The 26,597-nt window shown below is 34.1% G+C and carries 22 protein-coding genes and 2 riboswitches; of the genes, 19 read left to right on the top strand and 3 right to left on the bottom strand.

The annotated features are described in order from the left end of the window. Positions 1-45 precede the first annotated feature (45 nt). From F8154_RS15035 to F8154_RS04780, 5 genes are all read left to right on the top strand, one after another. Positions 46-204 carry a hypothetical protein gene (locus F8154_RS15035; RefSeq protein ID WP_192930166.1) on the top strand — a complete coding sequence of 53 codons (159 nt, stop codon included), beginning with the start codon at positions 46-48 and terminating at the stop codon, positions 202-204. Positions 205-265: 61 nt separating this feature from the next. Beyond that, on the top strand, positions 266-928 hold the full coding sequence (locus F8154_RS04795) for a Type 1 glutamine amidotransferase-like domain-containing protein (RefSeq protein ID WP_151860462.1): 663 nt from the start codon (positions 266-268) through the stop codon (positions 926-928). A 263-nt stretch (positions 929-1,191) separates the two neighbouring features. Beyond that, a complete protein-coding gene (locus F8154_RS04790) occupies positions 1,192-1,869 on the top strand; it encodes a helix-turn-helix domain-containing protein (protein ID WP_151860461.1) in 678 nt (225 codons plus the stop codon). 84 nt (positions 1,870-1,953) lie between these two features. Then, entirely contained in the window at positions 1,954-2,718 is a 765-nt protein-coding gene (locus F8154_RS04785) for a MerR family transcriptional regulator (protein WP_151860460.1), read from the top strand. A 529-nt stretch (positions 2,719-3,247) separates the two neighbouring features. Then, complete coding sequence (locus tag F8154_RS04780) at positions 3,248-3,679, top strand: hypothetical protein (RefSeq protein ID WP_151860459.1); 432 nt, start codon at positions 3,248-3,250, stop codon at positions 3,677-3,679. Between the two features lie 472 nt (positions 3,680-4,151). On the opposite strand, the gene F8154_RS04775 is transcribed toward F8154_RS04780, so the two are convergent. Next, on the bottom strand, positions 4,152-4,961 hold the full coding sequence (locus F8154_RS04775) for a peptidoglycan recognition protein family protein (protein ID WP_151860458.1): 810 nt from the start codon (positions 4,959-4,961) through the stop codon (positions 4,152-4,154). A 758-nt stretch (positions 4,962-5,719) separates the two neighbouring features. Here F8154_RS04775 and F8154_RS04770 point away from each other — a divergent pair. From F8154_RS04770 to F8154_RS04705, 14 genes are all read left to right on the top strand, one after another. Further along, positions 5,720-7,744, top strand: coding sequence for a methyl-accepting chemotaxis protein (locus tag F8154_RS04770; protein WP_151860457.1), 2,025 nt, complete (start codon positions 5,720-5,722; stop codon positions 7,742-7,744). Positions 7,745-7,966: 222 nt separating this feature from the next. Continuing rightward, positions 7,967-8,156, top strand: a riboswitch (cobalamin riboswitch). Between the two features lie 419 nt (positions 8,157-8,575). Next, positions 8,576-8,761: riboswitch (cobalamin riboswitch) on the top strand. 168 nt (positions 8,762-8,929) lie between these two features. Beyond that, the gene (locus F8154_RS04765) at positions 8,930-10,114 is read left to right on the top strand and encodes an aspartate-alanine antiporter-like transporter (protein ID WP_151860456.1); all 1,185 of its coding nucleotides are present in this window, start codon (positions 8,930-8,932) and stop codon (positions 10,112-10,114) included. 14 nt (positions 10,115-10,128) lie between these two features. Beyond that, positions 10,129-11,289, top strand: a complete 1,161-nt coding sequence (gene sucC, locus F8154_RS04760; protein ID WP_151860455.1) for an ADP-forming succinate--CoA ligase subunit beta — start codon at positions 10,129-10,131, stop codon at positions 11,287-11,289. Positions 11,290-11,305: 16 nt separating this feature from the next. Next, positions 11,306-12,208, top strand: a complete 903-nt coding sequence (sucD, locus tag F8154_RS04755) for a succinate--CoA ligase subunit alpha (RefSeq protein WP_151860454.1) — start codon at positions 11,306-11,308, stop codon at positions 12,206-12,208. After that, positions 12,198-13,049: a YitT family protein gene (locus F8154_RS04750; protein ID WP_151860453.1), complete on the top strand. Its 852-nt coding sequence runs from the start codon at positions 12,198-12,200 to the stop codon at positions 13,047-13,049. The genes sucD and F8154_RS04750 overlap by 11 nt, the downstream gene beginning before the upstream one ends. Positions 13,050-13,238: 189 nt before the next feature. Beyond that, positions 13,239-13,460, top strand: a complete 222-nt coding sequence (locus F8154_RS04745) for a helix-turn-helix domain-containing protein (RefSeq protein ID WP_151860452.1) — start codon at positions 13,239-13,241, stop codon at positions 13,458-13,460. Positions 13,461-13,515: 55 nt separating this feature from the next. After that, positions 13,516-14,931, top strand: coding sequence for a Wadjet anti-phage system protein JetA family protein (locus F8154_RS04740; protein ID WP_151860451.1), 1,416 nt, complete (start codon positions 13,516-13,518; stop codon positions 14,929-14,931). 5 nt (positions 14,932-14,936) lie between these two features. Further along, positions 14,937-15,560 carry a DUF4194 domain-containing protein gene (locus tag F8154_RS04735; RefSeq protein ID WP_151860450.1) on the top strand — a complete coding sequence of 208 codons (624 nt, stop codon included), beginning with the start codon at positions 14,937-14,939 and terminating at the stop codon, positions 15,558-15,560. Then, entirely contained in the window at positions 15,532-18,738 is a 3,207-nt protein-coding gene (locus F8154_RS04730; protein ID WP_151860449.1) for an ATP-binding protein, read from the top strand. Before F8154_RS04735 ends, F8154_RS04730 begins: the two co-directional genes overlap by 29 nt. Continuing rightward, positions 18,735-19,907, top strand: a complete 1,173-nt coding sequence (locus tag F8154_RS04725; protein WP_151860448.1) for a Wadjet anti-phage system protein JetD domain-containing protein — start codon at positions 18,735-18,737, stop codon at positions 19,905-19,907. Before F8154_RS04730 ends, F8154_RS04725 begins: the two co-directional genes overlap by 4 nt. A 173-nt stretch (positions 19,908-20,080) precedes the next feature. Next, entirely contained in the window at positions 20,081-20,683 is a 603-nt protein-coding gene (locus F8154_RS04720; RefSeq protein ID WP_151860447.1) for a hypothetical protein, read from the top strand. Between the two features lie 175 nt (positions 20,684-20,858). Beyond that, complete coding sequence (locus F8154_RS04715) at positions 20,859-21,464, top strand: uridine kinase family protein (RefSeq protein ID WP_207706829.1); 606 nt, start codon at positions 20,859-20,861, stop codon at positions 21,462-21,464. Between the two features lie 176 nt (positions 21,465-21,640). Next, positions 21,641-22,066, top strand: coding sequence for a hypothetical protein (locus F8154_RS04710; protein WP_151860445.1), 426 nt, complete (start codon positions 21,641-21,643; stop codon positions 22,064-22,066). Between the two features lie 24 nt (positions 22,067-22,090). Further along, positions 22,091-22,744 (top strand): heterodisulfide reductase-related iron-sulfur binding cluster, encoded by a 654-nt coding sequence (locus F8154_RS04705; protein ID WP_151860444.1) that lies wholly within the window; start codon positions 22,091-22,093, stop codon positions 22,742-22,744. Positions 22,745-22,888: 144 nt separating this feature from the next. Here F8154_RS04705 and ppx read toward each other — a convergent pair whose 3' ends face one another. Beyond that, on the bottom strand, positions 22,889-24,412 hold the full coding sequence (gene ppx / locus F8154_RS04700) for an exopolyphosphatase (RefSeq protein WP_151860443.1): 1,524 nt from the start codon (positions 24,410-24,412) through the stop codon (positions 22,889-22,891). A gap of 21 nt (positions 24,413-24,433) precedes the next feature. Then, complete coding sequence (locus F8154_RS04695; protein ID WP_151860442.1) at positions 24,434-26,596, bottom strand: RNA degradosome polyphosphate kinase; 2,163 nt, start codon at positions 26,594-26,596, stop codon at positions 24,434-24,436. Position 26,597: the final 1 nt, after the last annotated feature.

The following is a 26,597-nucleotide window of genomic DNA, read 5'->3' as shown; positions in this document are numbered from 1 at the left end:
ATGTAATTCTTGGGATTTACTTATTAGATCTCTGCATCAACAGCAGTGCTTATATTAACAGGTACAGCTTTAGCACTATATGGACCTCCAATTTTTAGCTTAGGAGGATGGTTAACAGGTTTGATTTTAATTATATTTGCCTGTATTGGGAGGTCAATTGCTCTTAGAGAAGAAAAAAGAGATGAATATAATGTAAGCATTTAGATATTTAGAGGATTTTATGGGTTTATACAATTAATAAATTCTACTAGGGAGGTAGGTACTTATGAAAACTCATTATTATTTGGGTTGGTTTAATGATGGTTTACCTGAGAAGTTGGTCAGGTTGTTAAATGAGGATATAACTGATAGAAAATCCCTTGTTATGATTAGCGCAAATCCATTTCTTCATGAAGATGAGGAAGTTGGTGCTACTGAAGGCTCGTGGCTTAACCAGGCCAACCTTAAATTTGATGAATATCATTTAATTGATTATGGAGTACAGAAGGAAGAAGCTCAAATGCTAATTCAAAAGGCTTCGGTCATATTCTTATTGGGTGGAAGTCCCGTTGAACTGAACGGTATTTTGATTGAATATGAATTATCGGATTTGATTAAAAAAAGTGGAGCCCTTGTAATGGGAACAAGCGCTGGTGCGATAAACATGTCCGCTAAATGGTTATGCTCGAAATACACTGGCTATAAAGGTGAAAAAAGCTTTATTTGCGACGGTATCGGCCTTGACAATTTTTCTATCCTGTCTCATTTTGATCTTGAAAATAACATTACACAGATTAAAGGAGAACTAGATCCCTTATCAGAAGAAATGAATGTTTATGCATCGAACAAAGATTGCGCTGTACGTGTAAAAGGAGATAAAATAGACATTTTAGGAAATGTATATTTGATTTCCCACTCAAAGATTCAGAAGCTGGATCAGACGATTTAGTTGTGCTGAGTGTCTATGGCTCAACTGAAATAGTTTTCTTATAAACACAAGGGGATAGCCCTAGACCAGTTTTTCACTGGTATAGGACTGTCCCCTTGTGCTCTGACCTTTACATGTTAACTGATTTCAAACTATGGTTTAAAAAGCCAGTGCATTTATTTCACTTGATTTAACCACCATCATGGTGATTAATGGTTTTAACCTGTATATAGTATTGCTATAATAGAGTTAGTATCTATCCAAATATCCAACGAGGTGATTATATGAATCGTTTAGCAGCAATTATTAAAGAAGTCAGATTAAAGTCTAAATTAACTGAAAAACAACTGGCCAAGAAGTGTGGATTATCCGAGGCCTATATTATTCAAATAGAATCCGGGAAAAAAGTAGTTAACGAAAAGGTAGCAGAGAATATTCTTAATAAGCTGGGAGTAAAGCTTGATTCAGTTTACTACCAAATAGAAGAAAAGGAGCTACCTGTTAAAGTAAAGGAAATTAAAGAAGAGAAAAAGGAAGCATATACTCCTATAGAGCCAACCCATCAGTGGGCCGATGCCTTAGCTAATATTATAAAGAAATTTCCAATCTATGATATTGCCAATAAAAAGGTTGTTGGATTTAAGGAATTACCTATTATTGATAAGAAAATTGAGGGTTTTCATTGGGAGAAGCTGATGTTTTTTCAAGTTCATAATGATGAAATGGAGGCTCTACGTATTAAAAGAAATGATATCATAACCATTTCATTGACAAAGGAAATCCATAACGGAAGTGTTTATCTAATTGAGGTAAACAACAAAAGAATTCTACGACAATTAAGAAGGGAACAAAACAATAGGGTGGTTATATCTACCGGTGTTAAAGGGGAGAATCCTGAAATTTCAGATTTAAATAAAGCTAAAGTAATCGGAAAATGTGTTAAGGTAGAATTTAGCTTATAATCTTAAGGTAATAAATATTTTTTCTTTTAGTGTTGACCTTGACGCAACGTAAAGGTGTATATTTAAGATAAGGGAGGTGTTCTGATGGAGTATACAGTGCAAAAGCTAGGCAAATTAGCAGGAGTAAGCAGCAGAACCATAAGATACTATGATGAGATTGAAATCCTTAAGCCGGCAAGGATCAACTCTTCGGGATATAGAATTTATGGTGAGACAGAGGTTAAACAGCTACAGCAGATATTATTCTTTAGAGAATTGGGTATAAGCCTGGAGGCCATTAAGAAAATCATAACAGATCCTGAGTTTAATGCTATAGAGGCACTGAGACAACATCATGAAAAGCTCCTAGAAAAAAAATATCAAATAGATATGCTGATTGCTAATGTGGAAAAAACCATTGAATCGGCATTAGGAGGTTATAAGATGAGTGACAAAGAGAGATTCCAAGGCTTTAAGGAGAAAATGATTGAAGATAATGAAAGAAGGTATGGAAAGGAAGTAAGGAAAAAATTCAGTGATGAAGCTATGGAACAGTCCAATAACCATTGGAAGAATATGACTAAGGAAGAATATGATAAAATGCAAAAAATAGGTGAGGACATTTTAAGTATCCTAGCTGAAGCTTTTAAGACAGGGAATCCAGCAGGTGATCTGGCACAGAAGACAGCAGAGCTTCATAAGGAATGGCTTACTATGGCCTGGGGCTACTACGATAAAGAAGCCCATGGAGGATTGGCTCAAATGTACGTAGATGATGAAAGATTTACAGCCTACTATGATAAGAACCAGCCTGGTACAGCAGCCTTTTTAAGGGATGCTATTCATTTTTACACTGGAATAAAGAAATAGAATAATTATACTGTAGCACAAAAGAGCTTCGAGGAGTACTCCTCAAGCTCTTTTCTATAATATATTATAATTAAGAGTTTCTTCATTCTTAGACCCTCTTTAGTTTTCATTCTTAGTTTTACATTCTTCATTATCCCATTGCTTCAAATAAAGCACGATGGGGCGCTTATCTTATGTTACCTAAAATTACACACCTATAAAGAAAATTTAGTTCCTCTTACTTTCTAGCTTGGAATAACTTATCTCCAATTTAATAAGCAGGAGTATTAGTAATACCGCTGAGCTAAATTGGTTTTTATGGATTTAATTAATATATTTTTTTCTGCCACCTAACTATTTGTAAAACATCAAAATTGTGTAAGTTACTAAATCTAGCAAAATTTTTATTTATTGTGAAGGCATTCTTTCAAGGTTATGGATGATGGTTTGTAGGAACACAAGAACACAGGAGAACCGTCCCCTTGTGTTGTTGTGTTGTGAATAAATACTAAATATCCACACATAATAGTTAAAAAGGAGGTTTTTAACGATGACAGGTAATATAGAACTACTAAACTATATACATCAGAATTCAGAAATGGGACAGGATGCAATAAATCAATTAATTCCAATAGTAGAGGATGATACCTTTAAGCAAAATTTAGAATCACAGTTCAATGAGTATAAAAAGATTTATAATAAGGCAAAGACAAAGATTCAAGAAATGGATAAAGATGCAAAGGGTATAAATCCACTCTCAAAGGCTTCATCCTATATGATGATTAATCTAAAAACCTTATTAAATAAGAGTCCATCCCATATCTCGGAGATGCTAATACAAGGTAGCACAATGGGGACGGTAGATATAACGAAAAAATTACAGGAATATAATGATGCAGATAAAGAAATACTTGATCTAGGAAACCAGCTATTACAATTTGAACAGAGAAATATAGAAGAATTAAAAAGATTTCTGCACTAATGATAGTGGCAAGACCTTTAGTTTGCCATGCTTTAAAAAGGATAGAGGGATAGGTACTTTGATTAAAACTCAAAGAGTCTGTCCCAAGACAATGGTGGCGCTTCACTTGTACTGGCTGGGGCTTAGCTGTATCGCAGCCTCCAAAGGGAAGTATTATAGCTAATGTAATAAATAATACACAAAATCTTTACTTCATTCTCTAAGCTCCTTTAGACCAAGCTTTTGTTTTTTTTATTTAAATGCTCCATGATACGACTTTGTTCCCTTAAATGTGTAACATCAAACAAATTGATTAACTATTACTGCTCTGGCTACCTAGAAATATATTTTAGTTACAACAGAAAGGCGTACCATAGTATCTAAAACCATTGCGGCAGGATAGGTGAAACTATCCCACCGCAACATTGCATATAGATAAACACCAATCAACAATATTATACAACCCAGATGGATATAAACAATTGTTACTTAATTAGTCGATTCTTTTTGCTACATTAACAATTAATTCATCAAGGTAAAGAAGTCTGTCATAGTTCTCCTTCCAGTAGGCGGGGGAGTTGGTCACTCCTCTTGATGCTAAGTGATCTATGGCAGCATCAACATTAGCTATAATTAACGGACTACTGTTTTTAGGTGCCATCCCCATATTAATAATAAACTCACCTAAATAATTAATTGCTGCAAAGTTATGGGTCCAGTAGCTTGGAGTATTAATAATGCCCTGAGATTGGAGTCTGTTTGCTTGAGTTGTAACATCGGCCCTAATATTATTGCAGACAGTGAGTCTTGAGTTTACACTGCTTGCAATATTAGGCATCCTACTCTCCAAGTATGGGCCAGGACATATGGTACTTGCAAAAAACTTGTGGATAGTAAGGGTACCGCTGGAATTTCCAGTCCATGATAGACTACTGATACCGTTTCGCCAGCATATATCTACAGTCAAGTCAATCATAGCATTATAAGCTGTGGCGCTTACTGGCCAATCCCCACCGATGGAACTATTAGCAACTTCTATAGTTACGGCTTGATGGTCATTTGTGGCATTACTGCTACACCATGACCGATCCTTTTCTTCAACATACAATCCCACACGCCCATCTGTCCCAACACCATAATTACTACTGGCATCCCTGCTGGGGTCTTCAAATACTCTACCGCAAGATTCAATAGATAAATTACCAGCCATATGGTGGATTGTGACTTTTCTAATAGTGTTGGTACGGGGGCTGGTTTTATTAGGAGAGATGTTGGTGTGTTTCACCAATGCACTATTACTCAATTTCGTCATCCCCCTTTCCATTACTAAGTTCCTTTTCCGTTTCCTCAGTGAACTCTTCCCACTTTTCTAGTTCTATTGTTCCAAATAGCTTTTTATTGTCTGCCATTTTATTCACCCTTTCTTGTTAATTGAGAGGCTAGATGCCTGTGAGTGGAATATGCTTTAATTACATGTCTTGTGGGAGTGCCATTCCTAGTACAACAGAATCTCCCCTTTTAAATATATGTAAGAAGACACATAAAGGTAGACATTTTTTTGCAATAAAATTATATTTTTTGTAATTTTCCTTGTGCAGCACTTAAAGAAAATGACAGATTATAGAGACTACCAAGAACACAGACACAGGACACAAGGGGACGGTTCTCCTGTGTCAATAAAGACCTAAACATTAGATATTAACTAGTGTTTAGGTCTTTATTGACAGACATAAATTCTTATTGTAGCCTTCAAAGCTGTATCCTTGTTATTTCAATAGAGTTAAAATAAAGAAAACTTAGTTCGGATGGAGTTTTTACTCCACCTTAACTCTAGTCGCACTTATTTGAAAGCTTGGCGGCACTTATCTCCCACTTAAGAAGCGGGAGTCTTAGTATCGCCGCTGAGATAAACATGTTTATTTTTTGTTATTGATAACTAGTGAGCTTTAATGTTAAAATTAAGTGAATTGTTAATTTTTGTCGAATTATACTTAGTAAATTATTTATTAACAGGTACATAAAATTCTGTTAAAAATTATAAAAAATCGAAAGGGGATAATTATGCAGCTAAAATTTAAAACTAAGTTGTTTTTACTGGTTTTTGTACTCATTGTTGCAACCAGTGGATGGCTGACTTATCAAAACCTTGAATCAACAGAGGAAATGTTTAAAGAAGAAATGAAGGAGATTGGCTTTACACTGGCAGCTTCAGTTGATGACAAAATTAAAACAGCAAAAAAATTTGAGAAAGTGCTAGATGACCTGATGGCAGAGCGTATTTTGCAAGCTTGTGAAGCCATAGATCTTTTGGATATAGAATCAATGTCTAATGAGCAATTAATTGATCTAGCACCGAAGCTAAAAGTCGATGGAGGTATTTATGTCATTGGACCAGACCGCAAGATTATATACTCAGATGTTGTTGATTATGTTGGTTGGGAATATAAAGCTGGACATGCCATGGATCCCGTCTTTAATGGAAAACAAAAGACTTATATGGAACAAATTAGGGGAGATTTGATTTCTGGTGAAATGAACAAGTACGGTGGCATTGCCTTAAGTACAGATGGCTATTATGTACAAATCGGTGTTAAAGCTAAAAGCATTATGGAGCTTCAAAGGGACTTTAGCCTAGATAACTTGTTAGCAGAGATAGAAGCCCATAACGATGTAATTTATGCTCTAATGCTGGATACCCAAGGTATAGCTTATGCAGGAACAGAGTCTATGCTCAGTGACGAGCCCTGTACGGTTGAAGTGACAGTCAACGCAACCCAAAAGGGTATTGCAGGTGCAGCCTATTGGGAAGATGAAGGTATACGAGCTTACGATGTACAAATTCCATACTTTGAAGGGGAAGAGCTTAAAGGGTCAATCTGTGTAGGAATTACGCTAGATCGTATGGATGAAATGCTGGCAAAAAACGCATCATCCTCCTTCACAATTACAGCTATTACATGCATAATTAGTATTATTATAATGATTTTTGCAATCTCCTTGCTTTTAAAGCCTTTAAATAAACTAAGCTTACAATTATCAGATATTTCTAAAGGAGACTTTACAATTGAGCAGGATCCAAAGCTATTAAAGCAAAAAGACGAATTAGGATTGATAGCTAATTCGGTCCAAGCAATGCGTAAAGAGCTAAGCACTTTAGTGACAGCCTTAAAGAAGGATGCCAAGGGTGTAGAGGATGGGGCTCATCAACTCCATAAAATCATGAATGAAACCTCAAGAGCTATAGAAGAAAACGCTCGTGCAGTAGAAGCCCTTGCTATATCAGCATCGGATCAATCAAATGAAACAGACAAAGTGGCACGTTCTGTAGAGATGCTAGGAGAAAAAGTAGATCAGGGACAAGCAAGTATAAAAAACGTCAATCAACGGGTATTGTCAGTTAATAACCTGAGTACAGATGGTGAAACAATCGTAACAGACCTTGCAAAAGTAACTAAAGAAAGCATAGGTCGCACCGATGCAGTATCGGAGGGAATAAAAAAAGTAGAAGAGACGGTTAATAACATGAGTGAGTTTATGGGACGCATTCGCTCTATATCCGAGCAAACCAATTTGCTGGCCCTTAACGCATCTATTGAGGCAGCCCGTGCAGGTGAAGCTGGTCGTGGTTTTGCAGTTGTAGCTAATGAAATACGTAAACTTGCTGAAGAAACAAACCAAACAACAGCGGAAGTAGAGACCATAATTGAAGAAATAACCACTAAAACTAAAAGTGCAGCTGAGGACATATCAGCTATTGGAGAGGTGACTTCGCAGCAAAGAGAAACCCTTCAAAAAACTCTGGATATATTTGGACGTATACAAGACTCCATCGTTGAATTGGTGGAAGCAATGGATGTTGTAATAGAAGTCAATGAGGCCGTTGGTGAGAATAAGGATACCATTAAGGGGGCCATTGGTGTCTTAGCTGAACTAACTGAAAACCTTTCGGCTACCTTTGAAGAAATTTCTGCTTCTACGGAAGAGCAAACAGCTTCTGTTGAAGAAATCAACGCTCTTACAGAAACCAACAAAAATGTGGCAAAAAAGCTGGCTGATCGTGTGAATCACTTTAAAACAATCGAATAATATAACACTAAAACCCTTCCTTTCACTTTATGTATGGAAGGGTTTTTCAAAACAATAGGTTTGAAACAACATTGTTATCACTATAGATTATTATGATATAAATTTCAAATATGGTAGATATAGACATTATTTATATTAAAAAAGTAGGTTTAGTTACTACATTCATACAAACCTAATACTTGACTTATAATTCTAAACAAGTATAATGATTAGTAGATGTAAAAACTAAATATGTTATAGGGTGCCTTTAGTAATAGAGGTTAAAAGGGAAAGAGGTTAAATTCCTCTACAGCCCCCGCTACTGTGGTTAGGTATGAAATCTTTTGAAGTACCACTGATCTAAGGATTGGGAAGGAAAAAGAGAGTAAGATGATCTATCAGTCAGGAAACCTGCCTTATAATGGTTAATAACAGCTTCGGTGGGAAGTATGTTAGCATACAGACGTATATTTCTATAGATATGTGTTGCAAAGGCTTTGCTTTAAAGCTTTGTAGTATTTCATTTTATGGGAATAGGTGTTTTGCTTATGTATTTATTACATAATATTAAATGTCGTTAGCTAACAGATCCGTACTTGAGAATATGGATTTTTTTATTTCCCAAAATCATCTCGTTTACCCCCATTTTTAAGAAAACTTAGTTCAGATGGAGTTTTAACTCCACCTGAACTCTAGTTGCACTTATTTCGAAGCTTGGCGGCACTTCTCTCCCGCTTAAGAAGCGGGAGTGTTAGTAACGCCGCTGAGATATACCTATAGACTGCTTTGATCTAAGTACAAAATAAAAAAGAGGGAAGAAGTTTTTACTCTACAAATAATCATCAATTTTAAAATTTAATAATTACTATTGGTATAATCTTATTTTAAGATTGTTTAAAAGGGAAGAACGGTGAAAATCCGACACGGTCCCGCCACTGTAATGGATAGAAGCTTACAGATACCACTGTACTGAAGTATGGGAAGGTGTAATGCTTTGTAATCCTTAGTCAGGAGACCTGCCAATGGGAAAAGCGCTGATTATTACTCACGAGGATGGGGAGGTGTTATATTAGTAGACAATTAAACTTCTACTTAATTAATAATGCCCTTTCTATATTTAGAGAGGGTGTTTTATTGTAAAAGTATTAATGTTCAATAGCTTAACAAATTGGGTTTGTTTTATTTAAAAGAAGAGGAGAGATTAAGTTGTACATACTAGAAGTTTTATCTAACCCCCTTTTACTAATGTTTCTTAGCATATTTTTAGGGCATTTCCTTGGTAGGATAGATTACAAAAACATAAAACTAGGAAGTTCAGGTGGTTTATTTGTAGGAATAATTATCAGCTATTTTATAACTCTGTACTTACAAATGGAAGCCCCTAACTCTCCGCTATTAAATGGCAGATTTATTTCTAATGAATTATTTAGACTCAGTTTAATTGGCTTTATAGCTTCAGTAGGCCTATTAGCATCAAAAAACATCATATCAATAATTAAAACAAGAGGTTATAGCTTTGTAATACTGGCCTTTGTAATAACTTTGGCTGGGGCATTAAGCTCATGGCTGTTAATTAGCTTGTTAACAGAGGATATTAAAGTATCCATTATTGGGACCTACGCAGGAGCATTAACCAGCTCTCCAGGATTAGCCACAGCCTTAGAGTCAGCAAGGGGCTTAGGTGGGAACTCGGAGGCAATGGTAGGCTTGGGGTATTCAATATCATACATACCTGGTGTAATAGCTGTAATTCTATTTGTACAACTTTTGGCAAAGAAAAATAAGACTACAGTAACTAAAAGTAATATAATAAAAGATGATGAACCCAAAAGAATAAATATAAATGAATGTAATTTTTGTGTTGTATCCTTTGCTTTCGTTTGTATAATTGGAATACTGATTGGAAATCTCAATATTTATTTAGGTAGCTATCTAGGATATTTCTCTCTGGGAGCTACTGGTGGTGTTCTAATCAGTGCATTAATATTAGGAAACATAAAAAGAATAGGATTTCTAAATTTCAATATGATTGAAAGGCAACTATGTGTTGTTAGAGATATTTCCCTAAATATGTTTCTATCCATTGTGGGGCTTAACTATGGTTACAATGCATTAAACCTTATTAGAACAACTGGTGGACAGCTAATCTTAATTGGAACAACAACTGCTGCAATAAGTATATTGGTAGGATACCTAGTGGGCACAAAGATTTTAAGGCTTCCAATTATTTATTTAATAGGAGGCATATGTGGAGGTATGACCAGTACCCCAGGGCTAGCAGCTTCAATAGAGGCTTTAGATAGTGATGAAGTAACAGCGGGATATGGTGCCACCTATCCCTTTGCATTATTTTTCATGATACTATTCACAAATATATTATTTAAATTATAACAGGAGGTATTAAGATGAATATACACGAATATCAGGCAAAAGAGCTATTAAGTAAGTATAATGTTACAGTGCCTAAAGGTACAGTTATAAATCAACTAGACGAAGCAACAAGTGCCGCATGGAGTATAGAAACTGAAATAGCAGTTGTAAAAGCTCAAATACATGCTGGGGGTAGAGGAAAGGCTGGAGGAGTTAAGTTAGCTAAAACAATTGATGAGGTAAATTATTATGCTAATGAAATATTAGGTAAAACTTTAGTAACCCATCAAACAGGTCCAGAAGGGAAAAAAGTAAGAACTTTATTGATTGAAGAAGGCTGTAATATAAGTAAAGAATTCTATTTAGCTTTTACTCTTGATCGTGAAGCTTCAAGAATAACCTTAGTTGCATCAGAAGATGGTGGTACGGATATAGAAGAAATAGCAGATAAGAGTCCCGATAAAATTTTTAAAGAGGTCATTGATCCACTAACAGGATTGACGGATTTTCAAGCTAGGAGTATTTGCTTTAATATTAATATACCCGATAGTTTAGTTATAGATACAGTAGCATTAATGAAGAACTTATATAAATGCTATGTTGAAAATGATTGTACTTTAGTAGAAATTAATCCATTGGTTATAACAGAGGACCAAAAAGTAATGGCCTTAGATGCTAAGTTAAACTTCGATGCTAATGCTTTGTATAGAAATAAAGATATACTTCAGTATAGGGATTTATACGAAGAAGATCCAAAAGAAGTAGAAGCATCAAAGCATGGGTTATCCTATATATCTTTAGATGGAAATATTGGGTGCATGGTAAATGGTGCTGGTTTAGCAATGGCTACCATGGATATTATAAAGCTCTACGGTGGAGAACCTGCTAACTTCTTAGATGTTGGAGGTGGGGCATCAGAGGAAAAGGTAACAAATGCTTTTAACATAATATTATCGGATAATAGAGTTAAGGGTATATTTGTTAATATTTTTGGTGGGATAATGAAGTGCGATATAATTGCAAAGGGTATTGTAGAGGCTGCAAAAAAAGTTAACTTAAATGTACCTTTAGTAGTTAGATTTGAAGGAACCAATGTGGATATAGGAAGAGAAATTCTAGATAACTCTAATTTAAATATTGTTACAGCTGAGACTATGGGTGAAGGTGCTAAAAGAATAGTAGAGTTGATAAAATAGAAGGGTAGGGATAATAATGAGCATATGGATAAATAAAGATACTAAAGTTTTAGTACAGGGTATAACTGGAAAAACAGCCATCTATCATACAGAGCAAATGCTGGAGTATGGAACGAAGATTGTAGCTGGTGTAACTCCAGGAAAGGAAGGAACATGTATAGAAGGAGTTCCTGTATTTAATACTGTTGAGAGAGCAGTTGAAGAAACAGGGGCAAATGTTTCTGTAATATATGTACCAGCAAAATTTGCAGCAGATGCAATACTAGAAGCTGTGGATGCTGGATTAGATATGGTTATTTGTATTACTGAACATATTCCTGTTATGGATATGGTTACTGTAAAAAGGTATATGGAAGGTAAAAAAACTAGATTGATTGGTCCAAATTGTCCTGGAATTATTACACCAGGAGAGTGCAAAATAGGCATCATGCCAGGATATATACACCAAAAAGGAAGAATTGGTGTGGTATCCCGCTCTGGAACATTAACCTATGAGGCTGTTCACCAATTAAGCCAAAGAGGAATAGGGCAATCAAGTGCAGTGGGTATAGGTGGAGACCCTATTATTGGAACAGATTTTATAGATGTATTAAAGGCCTTTAATGAGGATGAAAATACTGATGCTGTAATCATGATTGGAGAAATAGGAGGAAATGCAGAGGAGAATGCAGCAGAATGGATAAAAGAAAACATGAAAAAGCCAGTAGTTGGGTTTATAAGTGGAAGAACTGCACCTGCTGGAAAAAGAATGGGTCATGCAGGGGCAATAATATCAGGCGGAAAGGGAACAGCAGATGAAAAAGTTAGAGTAATGAAAAGCTGTGGATTACATATTGTGGATAACCCTACGGCTATTGGAGAGACTTTAGTTAATACATTGAAGGATAATAATCTTTGGAGGAGTGAATATGGGGTTTAGCTTTAAGAGATTTTGGCTTATTAATTTAGGCATTATAATTATGTCGGCAGGGCTGTATTATTTTCTAATCCCTGCAGATTTAGCTGTAGGAGGGGTTACAGGACTAGCTATGGTAATTAATAAACTTGTACCTGTTATACCTATAGGTATTCTTATGTTAATAGCCAATGTTATTCTTTTTATTATAGCTTTTCTAGTGATTGGTAAGGATTTTGGTGGCTATACAATATATTCAAGTATTTTACTGTCCAGCGTCATATATTTGTTTGAAATAACAACCCCCCTCGAAAAGCCATTAATAGATGATATAATGATAAATTTAATATATGGAATTATTATTCAAGGCATAGGAATGGCTATTATATTTTATCAAAATGCCTCAACAGGAGGGACCGATATAGTAGCTAAGATAATAAATAGATTTACTCATATTGAAATAGGAAAGTCATTGCTTATGGCAGATTTTCTTATCATAATATTGGCTATATTTACATTTGGTCCAAGGTTAGCACTATATGCTTTACTAGGAATAGGTATAAACGCTTTAGTTATAGATAAGGTAATTGCAGGCTTTAATACAAAGATGAAGGTTGTAATTATAAGTGAAAAAAGTGATGAAATAAATGATTATATAATAAATGAAATAAAGAGGGGAACTACACTATATTATGCAGATGGAGGCTATACGAAGACAAAAAAGACAATTGTAAGTACAGTTGTAAATAAAAGACAATACATTAAAATAAAGAAATTCGCTCAAGTAACAGATCCAAAAATCTTTATAAATGTTAGTTTTGTGCAAGAGGTGTTAGGTGAAGGGTTTTGGAATGGGACATGTTAGCTGAACTATAGCACAAGGGGTCAGTCACCTTAGCACAAGGGGACTGACCCCTTGTGCTATTCTCTCGTTTTTTTTTGCATTGTTTTCTACCATCCCCATGTGTCAAAGTTCACAAATATGTACCAAATGTATTGTATTATTACAATAGCAAGGGTATAATTAGGTATAAAATTATTAGGAGGAGTTATGGTGGCATTCAGCTATAATAAACTTTGGAAGATGCTAATTGATAAAGAAATGAATAAGGTTGCCCTTAGAGATGCAACTTCAATTACGCCAGCTACATTGGCAAAGCTTAGCAAGAACCAGCCTGTAAGTATGAATATTCTAGCTAGAATATGTAAAGAGTTAAAATGTAATATAGGAGATATTGTTGACTATATACCAGAGGGAGAAAACCAAAGTAAATAGGTTTTTGGCAAAGAGGAGGCTAATTTACTTAAGCCTTTAGACTTATTCAAAAGAGGTGATTATAATTAATTTATTTAATATAGTCTCAGATGATTTTTTCAAACCACTAACTAGCAAGTATAAAGTTACATATATAGATTGCATAAGACTCATATATAATACCTACAAAACAGAACTGTCATTTGGCGTAGATAAAGTGGTTATTTTAGCAGAGCTAGAGCACTATTTTGATGATCAATCAAGTGAAGATATGGTATTTGATGAAGACCAAGAGGTTGCAAAAGATTCAAGGACAAAGGCTAATGCCATTTTACGTAGATTAAAGGATAGTGGTTGGCTTACATATGAAGTATCTAATGACTACAGGGTAAAAGTAAATCTATATGATTATACCGCTACAATGATTGAATCCTTCAACAAAATAATTAAAAATGAGGAAATGGAGTATCAGAGTCTAGTATCACAGATTCATGCTACCCTTTTAAATAAAGAGGCCTATGTAAAACCATACGAATATATTATAAAACGTGTTATAGAAAATACCGAAGAGCTTATAGTAGGACTAAAAAAACTAAATACAAATATAAAAAAATATATTGATGCAATAACTAACGAAAAGACAGCTGGAGAAATTGTACAGGATTTCTTCCTATATCATAGGGATATTGGATCTAAAGCATATCACCGAATCAAAACCAGCGACAATATATCCCACTTCAGAACCTCTATAATTGAAAATCTATATAACATTTTAAATGATGAACATATTTATGAGCGTGCGATTTTAGGTTACATGGAAATAGAGGAAGTGGAAAACAGAATAGATGCTGAAGATTCATTGAGAAGAAAAATATTAAGTATTATATCTGCCTTTAGAAACTATGATGATATTATATCTGAGATAGATAATAAAAACGCCAAATATATTGGAAGTGCAGTTGCAAGAGCAAAGTTTTTACTGACAAACACCAATAATGCAGAAGGCAAGATTTCAAAGATACTGGCATATCTTGCAGATGAGTTTAATAATGATGATACATTAAATTTGAATGATGATGTGAGTGAAGACCTATTAGAGGTTTTTAATATGTTTCCCCAAGGATTTATCGATAACGATTCCCTATACGTTGTTCCTATTTCCAAGAAGATGTCTTTACCAGAAGAGTTGAGTGCTACCTTAGGTATTTCTGAAGAAGAGCGGGAACTAAGAAAGCTTGCTTTGCAAGAAAAGAACAAGAACAGGTTTTCTAGAAAAAACATTAATAATTATGTTAATCAGCTACTAACAGACAAAAAAGCTGTACTTGCTTCAACCTTACCCTTAGAAAGCAAGCGAGATTTAATTAGAGTTATTTTTATAAGCCTATACGGTAAGGATAAAAAATCAAAATATAAGACCACTAAGACCAATAAAATTATAGCCATAAATAGTTTTCGATTTTCTGACTTCATAATAGAGAGGTGTAAGTAAAAATCATGGAAATATTAAATGAAAGTGTAGTACAAAAAGAGAAATTTAGAATTGCCGCAAACAAACTTCTCAATTATTGCTTTATCATAAAGAAAAAAGAAGATACAAGAAATGACTATATTTTTATCCTTCAAAATAAAAACCTTTTTATTGAATACTTTGACTTGTTGGGCTATAAAATAGAGATTAATGAAATCCAAGGGGTTGTGGCTCTCACCAATGTAGAGGGAACAGGCAGGCTAAGACTTAGAAAAGTAGAAAGTATTGTCTTACTGATTTTGAGACTTTTGTATATTGAAAAACGTAAGGAATTAAGCCTCAATGAAGAAGTAGTTGTTTTATCTGATGAAATACATGAAAAATATAATATGCTTAAGATCGAATCAAAATCTAACCTAGATAAAACAGTATACAGAGAAGCAATTAGAATATTTAAGAGATATAACATCATCTCTAACATGGACAGTGATATTACTATGTCGGATGCACGAATAAAAATTTATCCATCGGTACTATTTGCTGTGCCAAATGATAACTTAACTAAAATGTATGATGCAGTAAATGAAAAACTAAATAAGTATTTGAATGGAGGCGAGCAGAATGATGATGAAGAAGCTGTGCAGGATTAGATTAATTAATTGGCATTATTTTGTTAATGAAACCATCAAAGTCAACGGCTCGTTTTTGATTAGTGGTGAAAACACAACAGGAAAATCAACAATTTTAGATGCAATCCAATTGGTGTTAACCACAAATACTAGAAAGTTTAATACAGCTGCCAATGAGAAGAGCAATAGGAATTTAAAGGGCTATGTCCGTTGCAAGACAGGAAGTGAAGAAAGCACCTATCTTAGAAGAGGTAGTGTAATCACGTATGTTGCACTGGAGTTCTTCGAAGAAAAAACAGCTAAGTACTTTACACTTGGTGTTAAAATTGATTCTCCCGATGAGGAGAGTAAGCTTACTACAAAATGGTTTAGAGAAGAATGCAAATTAGAGGACCTATCCTTCTTAACAGGGGCTAGACCTTCTACCACAGAGGAGTTTAGACGAAATGATAAAAAAATACAGCTAATATCTCAGCTTTCAGAAGCCAAAGCAAGGTTTGGACAAAGATTAGGTAATTTAGAAGATCGATTCTTTGATATGATACCAAAATCACTGGCATTCAAACCTATGGATAACGTAAAGGATTTTATAAATAAGTTCATTTTGTCAGAAAAGGATATAGAAGTAGCAACCCTTAGAAATAACATTGCTGCTCTAAAAGAACTTGAGGACTTAATGGATATTACAAAGGAGAAAATAGAAGAGCTTGAGACAATTTTATTAAAGAATGATGATATTCTCGCCAAGGATCGTGAGATAAAAACTAATGATATTTTAATTAAAAAATCAGAAATAGAAGCTAAAAAGCAAACCCATGAGGAACTGAAGAAAAAAAATCATTTCCTTGAGCAAAAGCTAATAAATCAGCAAAAAGTTGAAGGGTCTTTAAAAATTAGCCTTGAAAATGAGAGAGAAAGACTCACTAACCTACAGATTGCACTTGGACAAAACGAAACAACACAGCTTATCAAAGATACAAAACATCGAATACAAATCCTACAAAAAGATAAAGAAAATGCAGATAAGAATTCAAGTAAACTTCAAAAGATGCTAAGAAAAGTAGTTGATGCATTGAGCTTATTGAATAAGTATGAAATTTTCATTATGAGCAAGGATGAGGTTATAAAGCTAGAGTCACAAGATGTAGAAACGGAAATCAAGATTGAAGTAATATACAAGCTAGATAAGGAATTGCGAAGATTAGATAAAGAGTATAGCTTTGATTATGTTAGAATTAAGGATTTATTAGAACAGTATAAAACACAAAAGCTTAAATTAGAAAAGGAGATAAAGAATCTAAAAAATAAAAAATTACCGTATCCTGAAAATACTATGAAGCTGAAAATAGCTATTGAAAAAGAGTTTTTAAACCAAGGTATACGTAGTGATGTTAGAATATTCTCTGACCTTTTGGAGGTTACAGATAGTAAATGGCAAAATGCAGTGGAAGGTTATTTGAATAGTCAAAGATTTTATATTATTGTTGAGCCCAAGTATTATAGAATTGCTTTAGCAGTATACAACAAAATAAAAAAGGAAGTACATACAGTTGGCCTTGTAAATACTGGCAAACTTGATACTAATGCTATAGCTGACAAGGATTCTCTTGCTTATATCCTAAAAAGTGAAAACCGGTATGCAAAAGCATATGCAATATACCTGCTTAATAGAGTAATTCGCTGTGATGAAATAGAGAAGCTAAAGGATTATAAAATTGCAATAACATCAGATTGTATGCTTTATCAAAATTATGCTGTACGTAAAATTCATGAGGCTGTTTATCGAACTCCTTATATTGGAGCACAGGCCTATGAAATACAGCTTAAAAACAAAGAAGCAGAATTAATAGCATTAAATGAGGATATAAAAATTGCAGAAGAAAAGGGTCAAATTAGCCATGAAATAATTGAAAGTATAGACCAATGTAAAATTGAAACCTTAGAAGAAAACATGGATGCTCCAAATAGACTTAAGGAATTAAAAGAACTGATTACTAAGGAAGCTATAGAACTTAAGAAGGCGGAAGACAATCCAAGCTATATACAGATACAAATTCAGATAGAAGAGTGTATAAAAGCTGTTAAAGAGAAGGATAAAGAACATACTTTATCAATTAGAAAAATAACAGAACTAGATAAAGAGTTAGAATACAACAATAATGATATTACTCAAATAAATAATACTATTTCTGTTTTAGAAAAGAACTTCAATGAACTTTGTAATATAGACACAGAAATAACTATGCTAGGAATTAATAAATATAATGAACAAGTAAAAAGAAAATCTCCTGCAACAATAGTTCAAAACTTTTCACCACTTAAAGTAGGGCTTGAAAATAAGAAAAATGATTTGCGTACTGACCTTATTAAGCTTCAAAGCAGTTTTTGCAGTAAATATGATTGTGACCTCGGAACTGGAACTGAGCAAATGGGTGAATACCTTAAGGAACATCATAAGCTGGTTGCATCTGATATAATTAAATATGAAGAGGATTTGAAAAAAGCTAAAGAAAACTGCCAGCTAGAGTTCAAGGAATCTTTTTTAGCAAGGTTAAAGGAAAACATAGAAAATGCAAGACTAGAGTTTAAATATCTTAATTCTGCACTTAAAGATATATATTACGGAGAGGATAGTTATAGGTTTGAAATAACCTACAACAAGAGTAAAGAAAGTATTTATAAGATGATTACCTCTAATGATAATATGGGAGGCTTCACCCTTTGGGCAAACTCATTTGAAGAGGAATATAAAGAAGAGATGGAGGATTTATTTGCTAAATTAACAGCCTATGATGACAAAGGAGAAAAAGTACTTGCTGAGTACACAGATTATCGTAGCTATTTGGACTACGATATTGTGGTTGAAAAGAGAGATGGTTCTTTGCAGCGTTTTTCTAAAATCTACGGTGAGAAGAGCGGCGGTGAAACCCAGACACCATACTATGTTGCTATAGCTGCTTCTTTTGTTCAGCTTTATAGACTAGGGGATACCATTAGAATTATTATGCTGGATGAAGCCTTCGATAAGATGGACGATAACAGAATAACTTCAATGATGGACTTTTTTAATAGTCAAAGCTTTCAAATTATACTTGCTACACCTCCATCAAAGATAGAAGTAATTGGTGAAAAGGTAGATACTATTCTTATGGCAATGAGGGAAGGAAGCACATCAATAATTGAGGAGTATGATCTATGATAGGTAAGTATGAGAGAATAATTATAAATAAATTAATAGATAAATACGAGAAAAGTAAAAGCTTTATAGGGGAAAACAAAGTTAATCAAAAATTTAGTGTAAAGATTTCAGCCTTGTTTTCTAAGTATAATGACCACTCCAATTATGAGGTGTTCCAAGGGGTAAACGAAGCCATTGATGTTTTAGTGAGAAAATCCTTTATTATTGCACAATCAAACACCGCCCATGTTTATAATAATGTTGTATTAAATACAGATAATCTAGAAGCTATATACATCTATGTTGACAGGGTACCCAAGAAAGATATTAATAGTGCCGTAATAAGACTACTGGATGAGTACAAAGAAAAAAATGAAGTTTTAAAGGAATATTGCTTAGTACAGCATGAAAGAATACATCAAAATAAATCGATACAGTTTTTCAGCAATGACCTAAAAGAGTTTAAAAACCTTTTATTAGCAGTAGATGAATTAATGAAGGTTCAGACTGAAACCTTTGCTAGGGATTTTTCAGTAAGAGTTTTCAAAGACTCAAAGGTTTTTGAAAGGGTAGCCCCTAAAGCAGTAAATCTTATATTTGAGTTTGGTAACTACCCAGATCGAGATCAAGTATTAGGGAATCTAAATATTGTTAAGAATCCAACATATGTAAATTTAAAAGGAGCAGGCTATATAACTATTAATGGGCAGTTAATTGACTTAACAAGACTAAGCAGTGATATTGGAATTTCATCAGCAATGCTAACAGATATAGATAGAGTTGATGTTATTGGAAAAGCAGTCATAACTATTGAAAACTTAACAAGCTTTCATAGTTTTTCTAATGAAGATATGTTGGCTATATATTTGGGTGGCTATCATAATAGTGTTAGACGGGAGTTTATTAAAAAAATACATCATCAGAATCCCAAAACTGTATTTTATCATTTTGGAGATATTGATGCTGGAGGATTCTATATATTAGAACATTTAAAAAATCAAACAGGTATTGACTTCATCCCTTTTAAAATGGATATAGAAACAATTAAAACATATGCCAAGTATACTAAAAGGTTAACAGAAAACGATAAAAATAGACTTCGAAGATTAGCCGATAGCCAATATGGCACAGTAATTAATTATATGCTTGAGAATAATTGCAAATTAGAGCAAGAGGCAATTAATCTATAACACAGGTAACACAGGGGGACGGTTCTCTTGTGTTCTCAAGGGATGACACACAGTTGTCATGTGCTCTTGTGTTCCTATAAACCATCAGCCATAACCTTGATAAAATACCTTCACAATAAGATAATATGATAATATATAGTTAAAAAGTATTATTAAGAATGAGAGGTTTTATTATGTATAAGAAGCTTTTGACAAAGAAATTCTTCAAAGACAACCCACATCTAGAAAACTCTGTGCAGCGTCTTATTTATAGCACTCTTGTATATGAAGATTTTGAAGAAGAAGTAAATAAATTAGTTATAGAGCATAAAATATTAAATGATGAGCGTCTCAAACACATAAATCAAGAAAAGGCGTTAATTGAAGCAGAAGAAAACCCTAAGGCTATACTTAATATCTTACGTAAAGAAACAGAGATGATTAATAGAGTTGTATTAATTAAGAAAGCACTTGAGTTTGAGGAAATCCTCCTTCCTATGGTGTTGGAAAAGCTGGTACGCAGCTACAATGAGATTTTTATTGAGAATTCTATTGATATACTTGCAAGAAGCAATAAAAACTATTCTCCTTTGCTAAAAGAAAGGTATGCTGAGATTAGAAGTCCTTATACCCAATCGTTAGTTTGTCTGGTTATAGGCTTTCGAGGAACAGAAGATACAATTCCTTGGATGCTTGATAAGTTTTATGAAATGAAAAAAACATATCCTAATGATACATATGATCAGGGGCCACTGCTTGCTTTACATGAGCTTAAACTTCGCTTCTATAAAAAATAAAAAATCTGCTATACTAAGCAACTTACCCAATTGGTTCTCCTGTGTCCATAATGTATTTTAATTTATGTTATTAATTGTGTTAACATGTTGCTTTATAACAGATCTGCTTATATAGAGAGCACTAAAGCTATAAAATAGAGTAGAGTATTTAAATGATAGGTAAGGAGCTGGCATGTTGGAATTTAAAAATGATAAGGGAAAAGCAGTGTCCTATAGTGATTTGATTTTTACAGTCTTAAATTTACCCCAAAAGCAAAAAACATTACTAATAGGAATAGATGGATGTGGTGGAGCTGGGAAGAGTTCTTTAGCTAAAAAGCTTAGTGAAGAATATAACCAAATAACCATAGTGCATATGGACGATTTTTATTTACCGTCACAATTAAGAAATAATGGTGACCCTGAAGATAAGGAGATAGGTGCAGATTTCGATTGGAGGCGATTGAAAAAACAAGTACTGGAGCCCCTTGTAAATGATAATGCTGCTACATATCAAAAGTATGATTGGAGTTCAGACAATCTTGGTGAATGGGTTGAGGTAAAGGTTGGAGGCATTGTATTAGTTGAAGGGGTATATTCAACAAGAAAAGAACTTGCAAAACTATATGACTTTAAGATTTGGATAGACGCACCCAGAGAGTTAAGATTAGAAAGAGGTATAGAAAGAGATGGCGAAGAGTATAGAGAGCTATGGGAAAAGTGGATGATTGGTGAAGACATGTATGTAGAAAATCATAGACCGATAGACACAGCTGATTTGGTTTTAAACAGCAAAGTCTAAAGCTAATATAGTCAATGTATACAAATGCAAGAAGCTTCAATATGTTGCAGTACCCAATGACTTGCTTGGTGGAGGAGATATGTTCTGTATTAGAACTAAAGTAGTAATAGAAAATAATTAATAATCTTGATGTAAGAATACATACAGAGTATGAAAGTATAGGGGGGCTAAGGAAATTGAACAACAATATATACAAAAAAACCTATAAACCGCTTATAGGTTGGTTAATTGGTTTTCCAGTTACAGTAATAATTATTAGCAGAGGTTTATCAAACTTATCTTCAAAATTATCAACTTTAGTTCTACTAATCTTTATGGTTATTAGTATGTATTTGTTAATGCTTATAATTTACAAGGGTGAATATGTTTATTGGATAAATGGTGGTCCTAATTTTGAAGAAGCAAAGTCTGCAGGAAGTGAAAAAAGAAAAAAATATGCAAAGGCACATCTAGACATATTCTTTAAAATGCTATTAATAGCATTGTTTTATGGAGTCATTAGCTTACTAATTTTATTACCAACAGTGCTTGATATCTTGTTTATTTTCCTACTTATTATAATATCAGCACTATCAACTATAAAAATAAAGTTTAACAAATAAAAATTTAGTATTGGAGGAATACCTATGAAAAATGTATTTGCCCCAGGGTGTGCACTTTTAATATACAAACCACATCTTGCAAAAAGGATACTTGAGTTTTTAAATGATGAATATGGTAATGTACAAGAACATATAACTTGCTGCAAGCATGAACATAGCTTAGAAGTTAGTACACAAATAATAAATACTTGCCCTGGCTGTGATAGGCGTTATAGAGAGCTTAACCAAGGAATATCTACTATTTCACTTTGGGAGCTGTTGGCTAAAAGCAAAAACTATATGTTCCCTGACTACAAAGGGCAAAAGATGTCTATTTTAGATGCTTGCCCTACTCGTAATAAAGAGAGGGTTCATGAAGCAATAAGAGCTATATTAAACAAAATGAATGTTAAGATTATTGAGCCAGAAAAAACCAGAACAAAGGGCACATGCTGTGGGGATAGCTTTTATGGAGCTTTACCAGTTGATGAGGTTAAGGAGCTAATGAGAAAACGTGCATCTGAGATGCCCCATGAAGATGTGGTTGTTTACTGCGTATCCTGTATAAAATCAATGCATATAGGAGGAAAAAAGGGTAGATACTTAGTTGATTTAATATTCAATGAAGAAACTGTACCTGGTGTTTTTGAGCCCGACCAGTGGCATGCTCAGCTTGACGAGTTTATAAAGGAGCATTAGTTTATACTTAAAACGACACAGGGGGACGGTTCTCTTGTGTTCTTTAAATTGATAGAGCTACTAAAACTATAAGAAAGAACACAAGAGAACCGTCCCCCTGTGTCGAAAGAACACAAGAGAACCGTCCCCCTGTGTCGTCTCTGGTTATTTCAAAACTTCTATAGTAAGGTTTTTCTTATAAATCTTTTTGAATAGATTTTGATATTCCATGGCACCTGAAACCTCTAGGGCAACAGGAATAGAGGATTTAATCAAAAGGTTAAAGGAATCTTTATTAATACTACAGCTAAGCTTTTCTACGCTGCTGGATTCCCCTCTATCTAGCTTTTCTGCTATTTTAAGAAAAACACTTAATTTTTTAATGATTTTATAATCATCCTTATCAATTAGCATGTTGAAATCTTCCCAATTTTCTTTAAAGCTGTTTTCACGATGCATAGCTACTAAAAAAGCACACATGACCTTCTCTTTGTTCCTTAAGCCGTTTAATGGAACATTTAAAGTTAGATAAAACCCATGCTTATGATGATTGTAATAATCTAAGTGCATACCAATGTCATGAAGTAGAGCGGAAACCTCTAAAAGCTTTCTCTCATTATGACTTAATCCATGTAGCTCTTGGGTTTCATCAAATAAAGCCATAGCCAAATTTTTAACTTGATGGCAATGTTTTAAGTTCATATCATAGTTTTTAAGTATATTGTCAATGCTATGAAAGAGAACATCCTCCAAGATTTCTCCCTTCTGGGTTTCTTGCAGATAATTCTCATAAAACACTCCTTCCCTCAAGCCGCTACCACTGATAATAAGCCTTTGGGAGTCAATATGTTCCATCAATAACTTAATAGGCACAATTCCAGCAGTAATAATATCAATACGGTTCTTTGATATACCTGCAACCTCCTTTAGATCAGCCTTAGGACCGTGATTTACCTTCTTGTAAACAGAAAGCACCTCCTTGTAGGTCATTTGATAATTGTGTAGACTAACTAAAGGGAACTTAATCTCCTGTTTATTTATTTTTGCTAAGGTTCGTGCTGTACCTCCTAAGCCAATAACAGGCAGATCCTTTGTATCCTTAAGCCATTTAACTTGCTTCAGCTGCTTTTTAATAAAGTCTTCTAAGGATTTTATAGCCTGTGGTTCAATAGCATCTTTAAACAAAAACATTTCAGTTAGACTCATAGAACCATAAGGAATACTTACAGATTTTTCAAGCCTTCTATTTTCAATCCAGCCTATTTCAGTACTACCACCACCAATATCTATTGTTATGCCTTCCTTTATATCTAAGGTGTTAATTATTCCAAGGTAACCATAATAGGCCTCCTTTTCACCAGAAATAATCTGGAATTGAAGCCCGGTCTCTGCTTTAACCCTATTCAAAAAGGTCAGTTTATTGCTTGCATTTCTAATGGCAGCAGTGGCAATAGGATAAACTTCTTTTACTGCATGTACCTTAATTAGTCTTTTGAACAATTTTAAAGCATTTAATGTTCTTTCCATAGGCTGGGGCTTGAGAAGCATATCATTTCCCATGCCTTCACTTAATCGTACCATATCCTTCACTTGATCCATCAATTTATAGGAGCCATCCTCATAAAGTCTCATTATAATCATTCTTAAAGAGTTGGAGCCTAAGTCTATAATAGCTATTTTTTTATCCATGTTGTGTCACCTTCTGTTTAATTAACTGGTTTTTGGTTCAATAATTATATCCTCTCTAATGGTTTCACTAGAGGTAATAGGTTCAAGAACCGGGTTTAACTTTTCCTTCTTCTGCTTTTTCATTTCCTTTTCTGCAAGTCTACAGAAATAGTTTTGGGAGTCGAGGGTCTTTTTACCTCTTTTATCAATTTTTACATACTTACCATCAGAATTCAAGCGTCTTGCTTTAACTGTATCTAATATAGAGATTTTAAACAGTTCTAAAATTCTATGTTTAATAGCCTCATCCTCAACAGGAAATAAAATCTCTATTCTTCTGTCCAAATTCCTCTGCATCCAATCACTACTGGAAAGATATATTTCCTCCGAACCATCGTTATGAAAGTAAAAAATTCTACTATGCTCTAAAAATCTACCAACAATACTAAAAACGCGAATGTTTTCACTAACATCAGGAATACCTGGCTTTAGACAGCAAATACCCCTTATAATCAGATCTATTTTCACACCCGCCATTGATGCCCTATATAAAGCTTTAATAATGGCTATATCAACAAGAGAGTTCATTTTTGCAATAATTTTTGCTTTTTTGCCCTGCTGGGCATGATGAATTTCAGCTTCAATTAACTCCAAAAACTTTTCCCTAAGGTTAAAGGGTGCAACTTCAAGCTTGTAGAGGTCTGGGGGATCTGAGTAGCCCGATAACATATTAAAGATGCCAGATGCATCTGCTCCAAAGGTATCCTTGCAGGTAAATAAACCTATATCGGTATATAGCCTAGCGGTAATATCATTATAGTTACCAGTACCTAAGTGTACATACCTCTTAATTCTGCTTTCCTCCATTCTAACAACAAGTGTAACCTTACAGTGGGTTTTAAGTCCCACTAAGCCATATATAACGTGACAGCCAGCTTTTTCAAGCTTTTTTGCCCATTGAATATTGTTTTCCTCATCAAAACGAGCCTTAACCTCCAATAGTACAGTAACCTGCTTTCCTCGTTCTGCAGCGTCTATCAAAGCCTGTACAATGGGGGAATCACCACTTACCCGGTAGAGGGTTTGTTTAATGGCCAGCACCTGTGGGTCAAGTGAGGATTTTTTGACAAAATCTACTACAGGGTCAAAGCTATCATAGGGGTGATGTAGAAGAATATCTTTTCTCGAAATAATCTCAAATATATCATCACTATCTATAAAATCCTTAGGGATTATAGGGGTATAGTTGGTATATTTTAAGAAATCATATCCATCTAAGCTAGATAATTTCATGAGGAAAGTTAAATCTAAAGGTCCATCAATATAATATATTTCTCCCTCGTGAATCTCTAAAGCAGTTTTTAATATGTGGACTAATCTTTCATCCATTGCCTTATGAATTTCTAACCTAATAGCAGAGCCTCTTTTTCTATTTTTTAATGATCTCTGTATTTCTACAAGCAGATCCTCTGCTTCTTCCTCTTCAATGGTTAAATCAGCATTTCTTGTGATACGGTAAGGGTAAGAGCAAACTACAGGATGTCCTAAAAACAGTTCTTCAATAAAGAGGGAAATAATCTCTTCTAAAAGTATAAAGCGCTTAGACTGACCATCACCACTGGGTAGCTCTTTGAAGCGAGGAAGGAGAGAGGGGACCTGTACAGTTGCAAAAATAAACTCACCTTCATTAGACTTATCTTCAATTAGCACAGCGATATTTAAGCTTTTGTTCAAAATTAAAGGGAAGGGTCTACTAGAATCAACTGCCATTGGTGTTAAAACAGGATAGACAACGTTCTTAAAATAATCCTCTAAAAATACCACATCTTCTTTATTTAGACTGTCCTTTGATAAAAGATATATGTTATGGTTTTTTAAATTAGGTACTATGGACCTGTTAAAAAGACGATACTGTTGTTCAATCATTTTATGGGTCTCTATAGAAATCTCCTTAAGCTGTTTTTTCGGAGTAAGACCAGAGGGGTCAGGCTTATTATAACCAGCAAGAACCTGATCCTTTAAGGAGGCTACCCTAATCATAAAGAATTCATCAAGGTTTGAGCAGACTATAGATAAAAACTTCAAACGCTCAAGTAATGGGTTTTTGTTGTTTTTTGCCTCCTGCAAAACCCTATAGTTAAATTCCAACCAACTAAGCTCTCTATTAATATAGTGTTCACTTTTATTTAAATTAACTTCTGCCATA

Source organism: Alkaliphilus pronyensis (assembly GCF_009017275.1).
GTDB lineage: Bacteria > Bacillota > Clostridia > Peptostreptococcales > Natronincolaceae > Alkaliphilus_C > Alkaliphilus_C pronyensis.
This window is presented reverse-complemented; position numbering and strand designations above follow the sequence as displayed.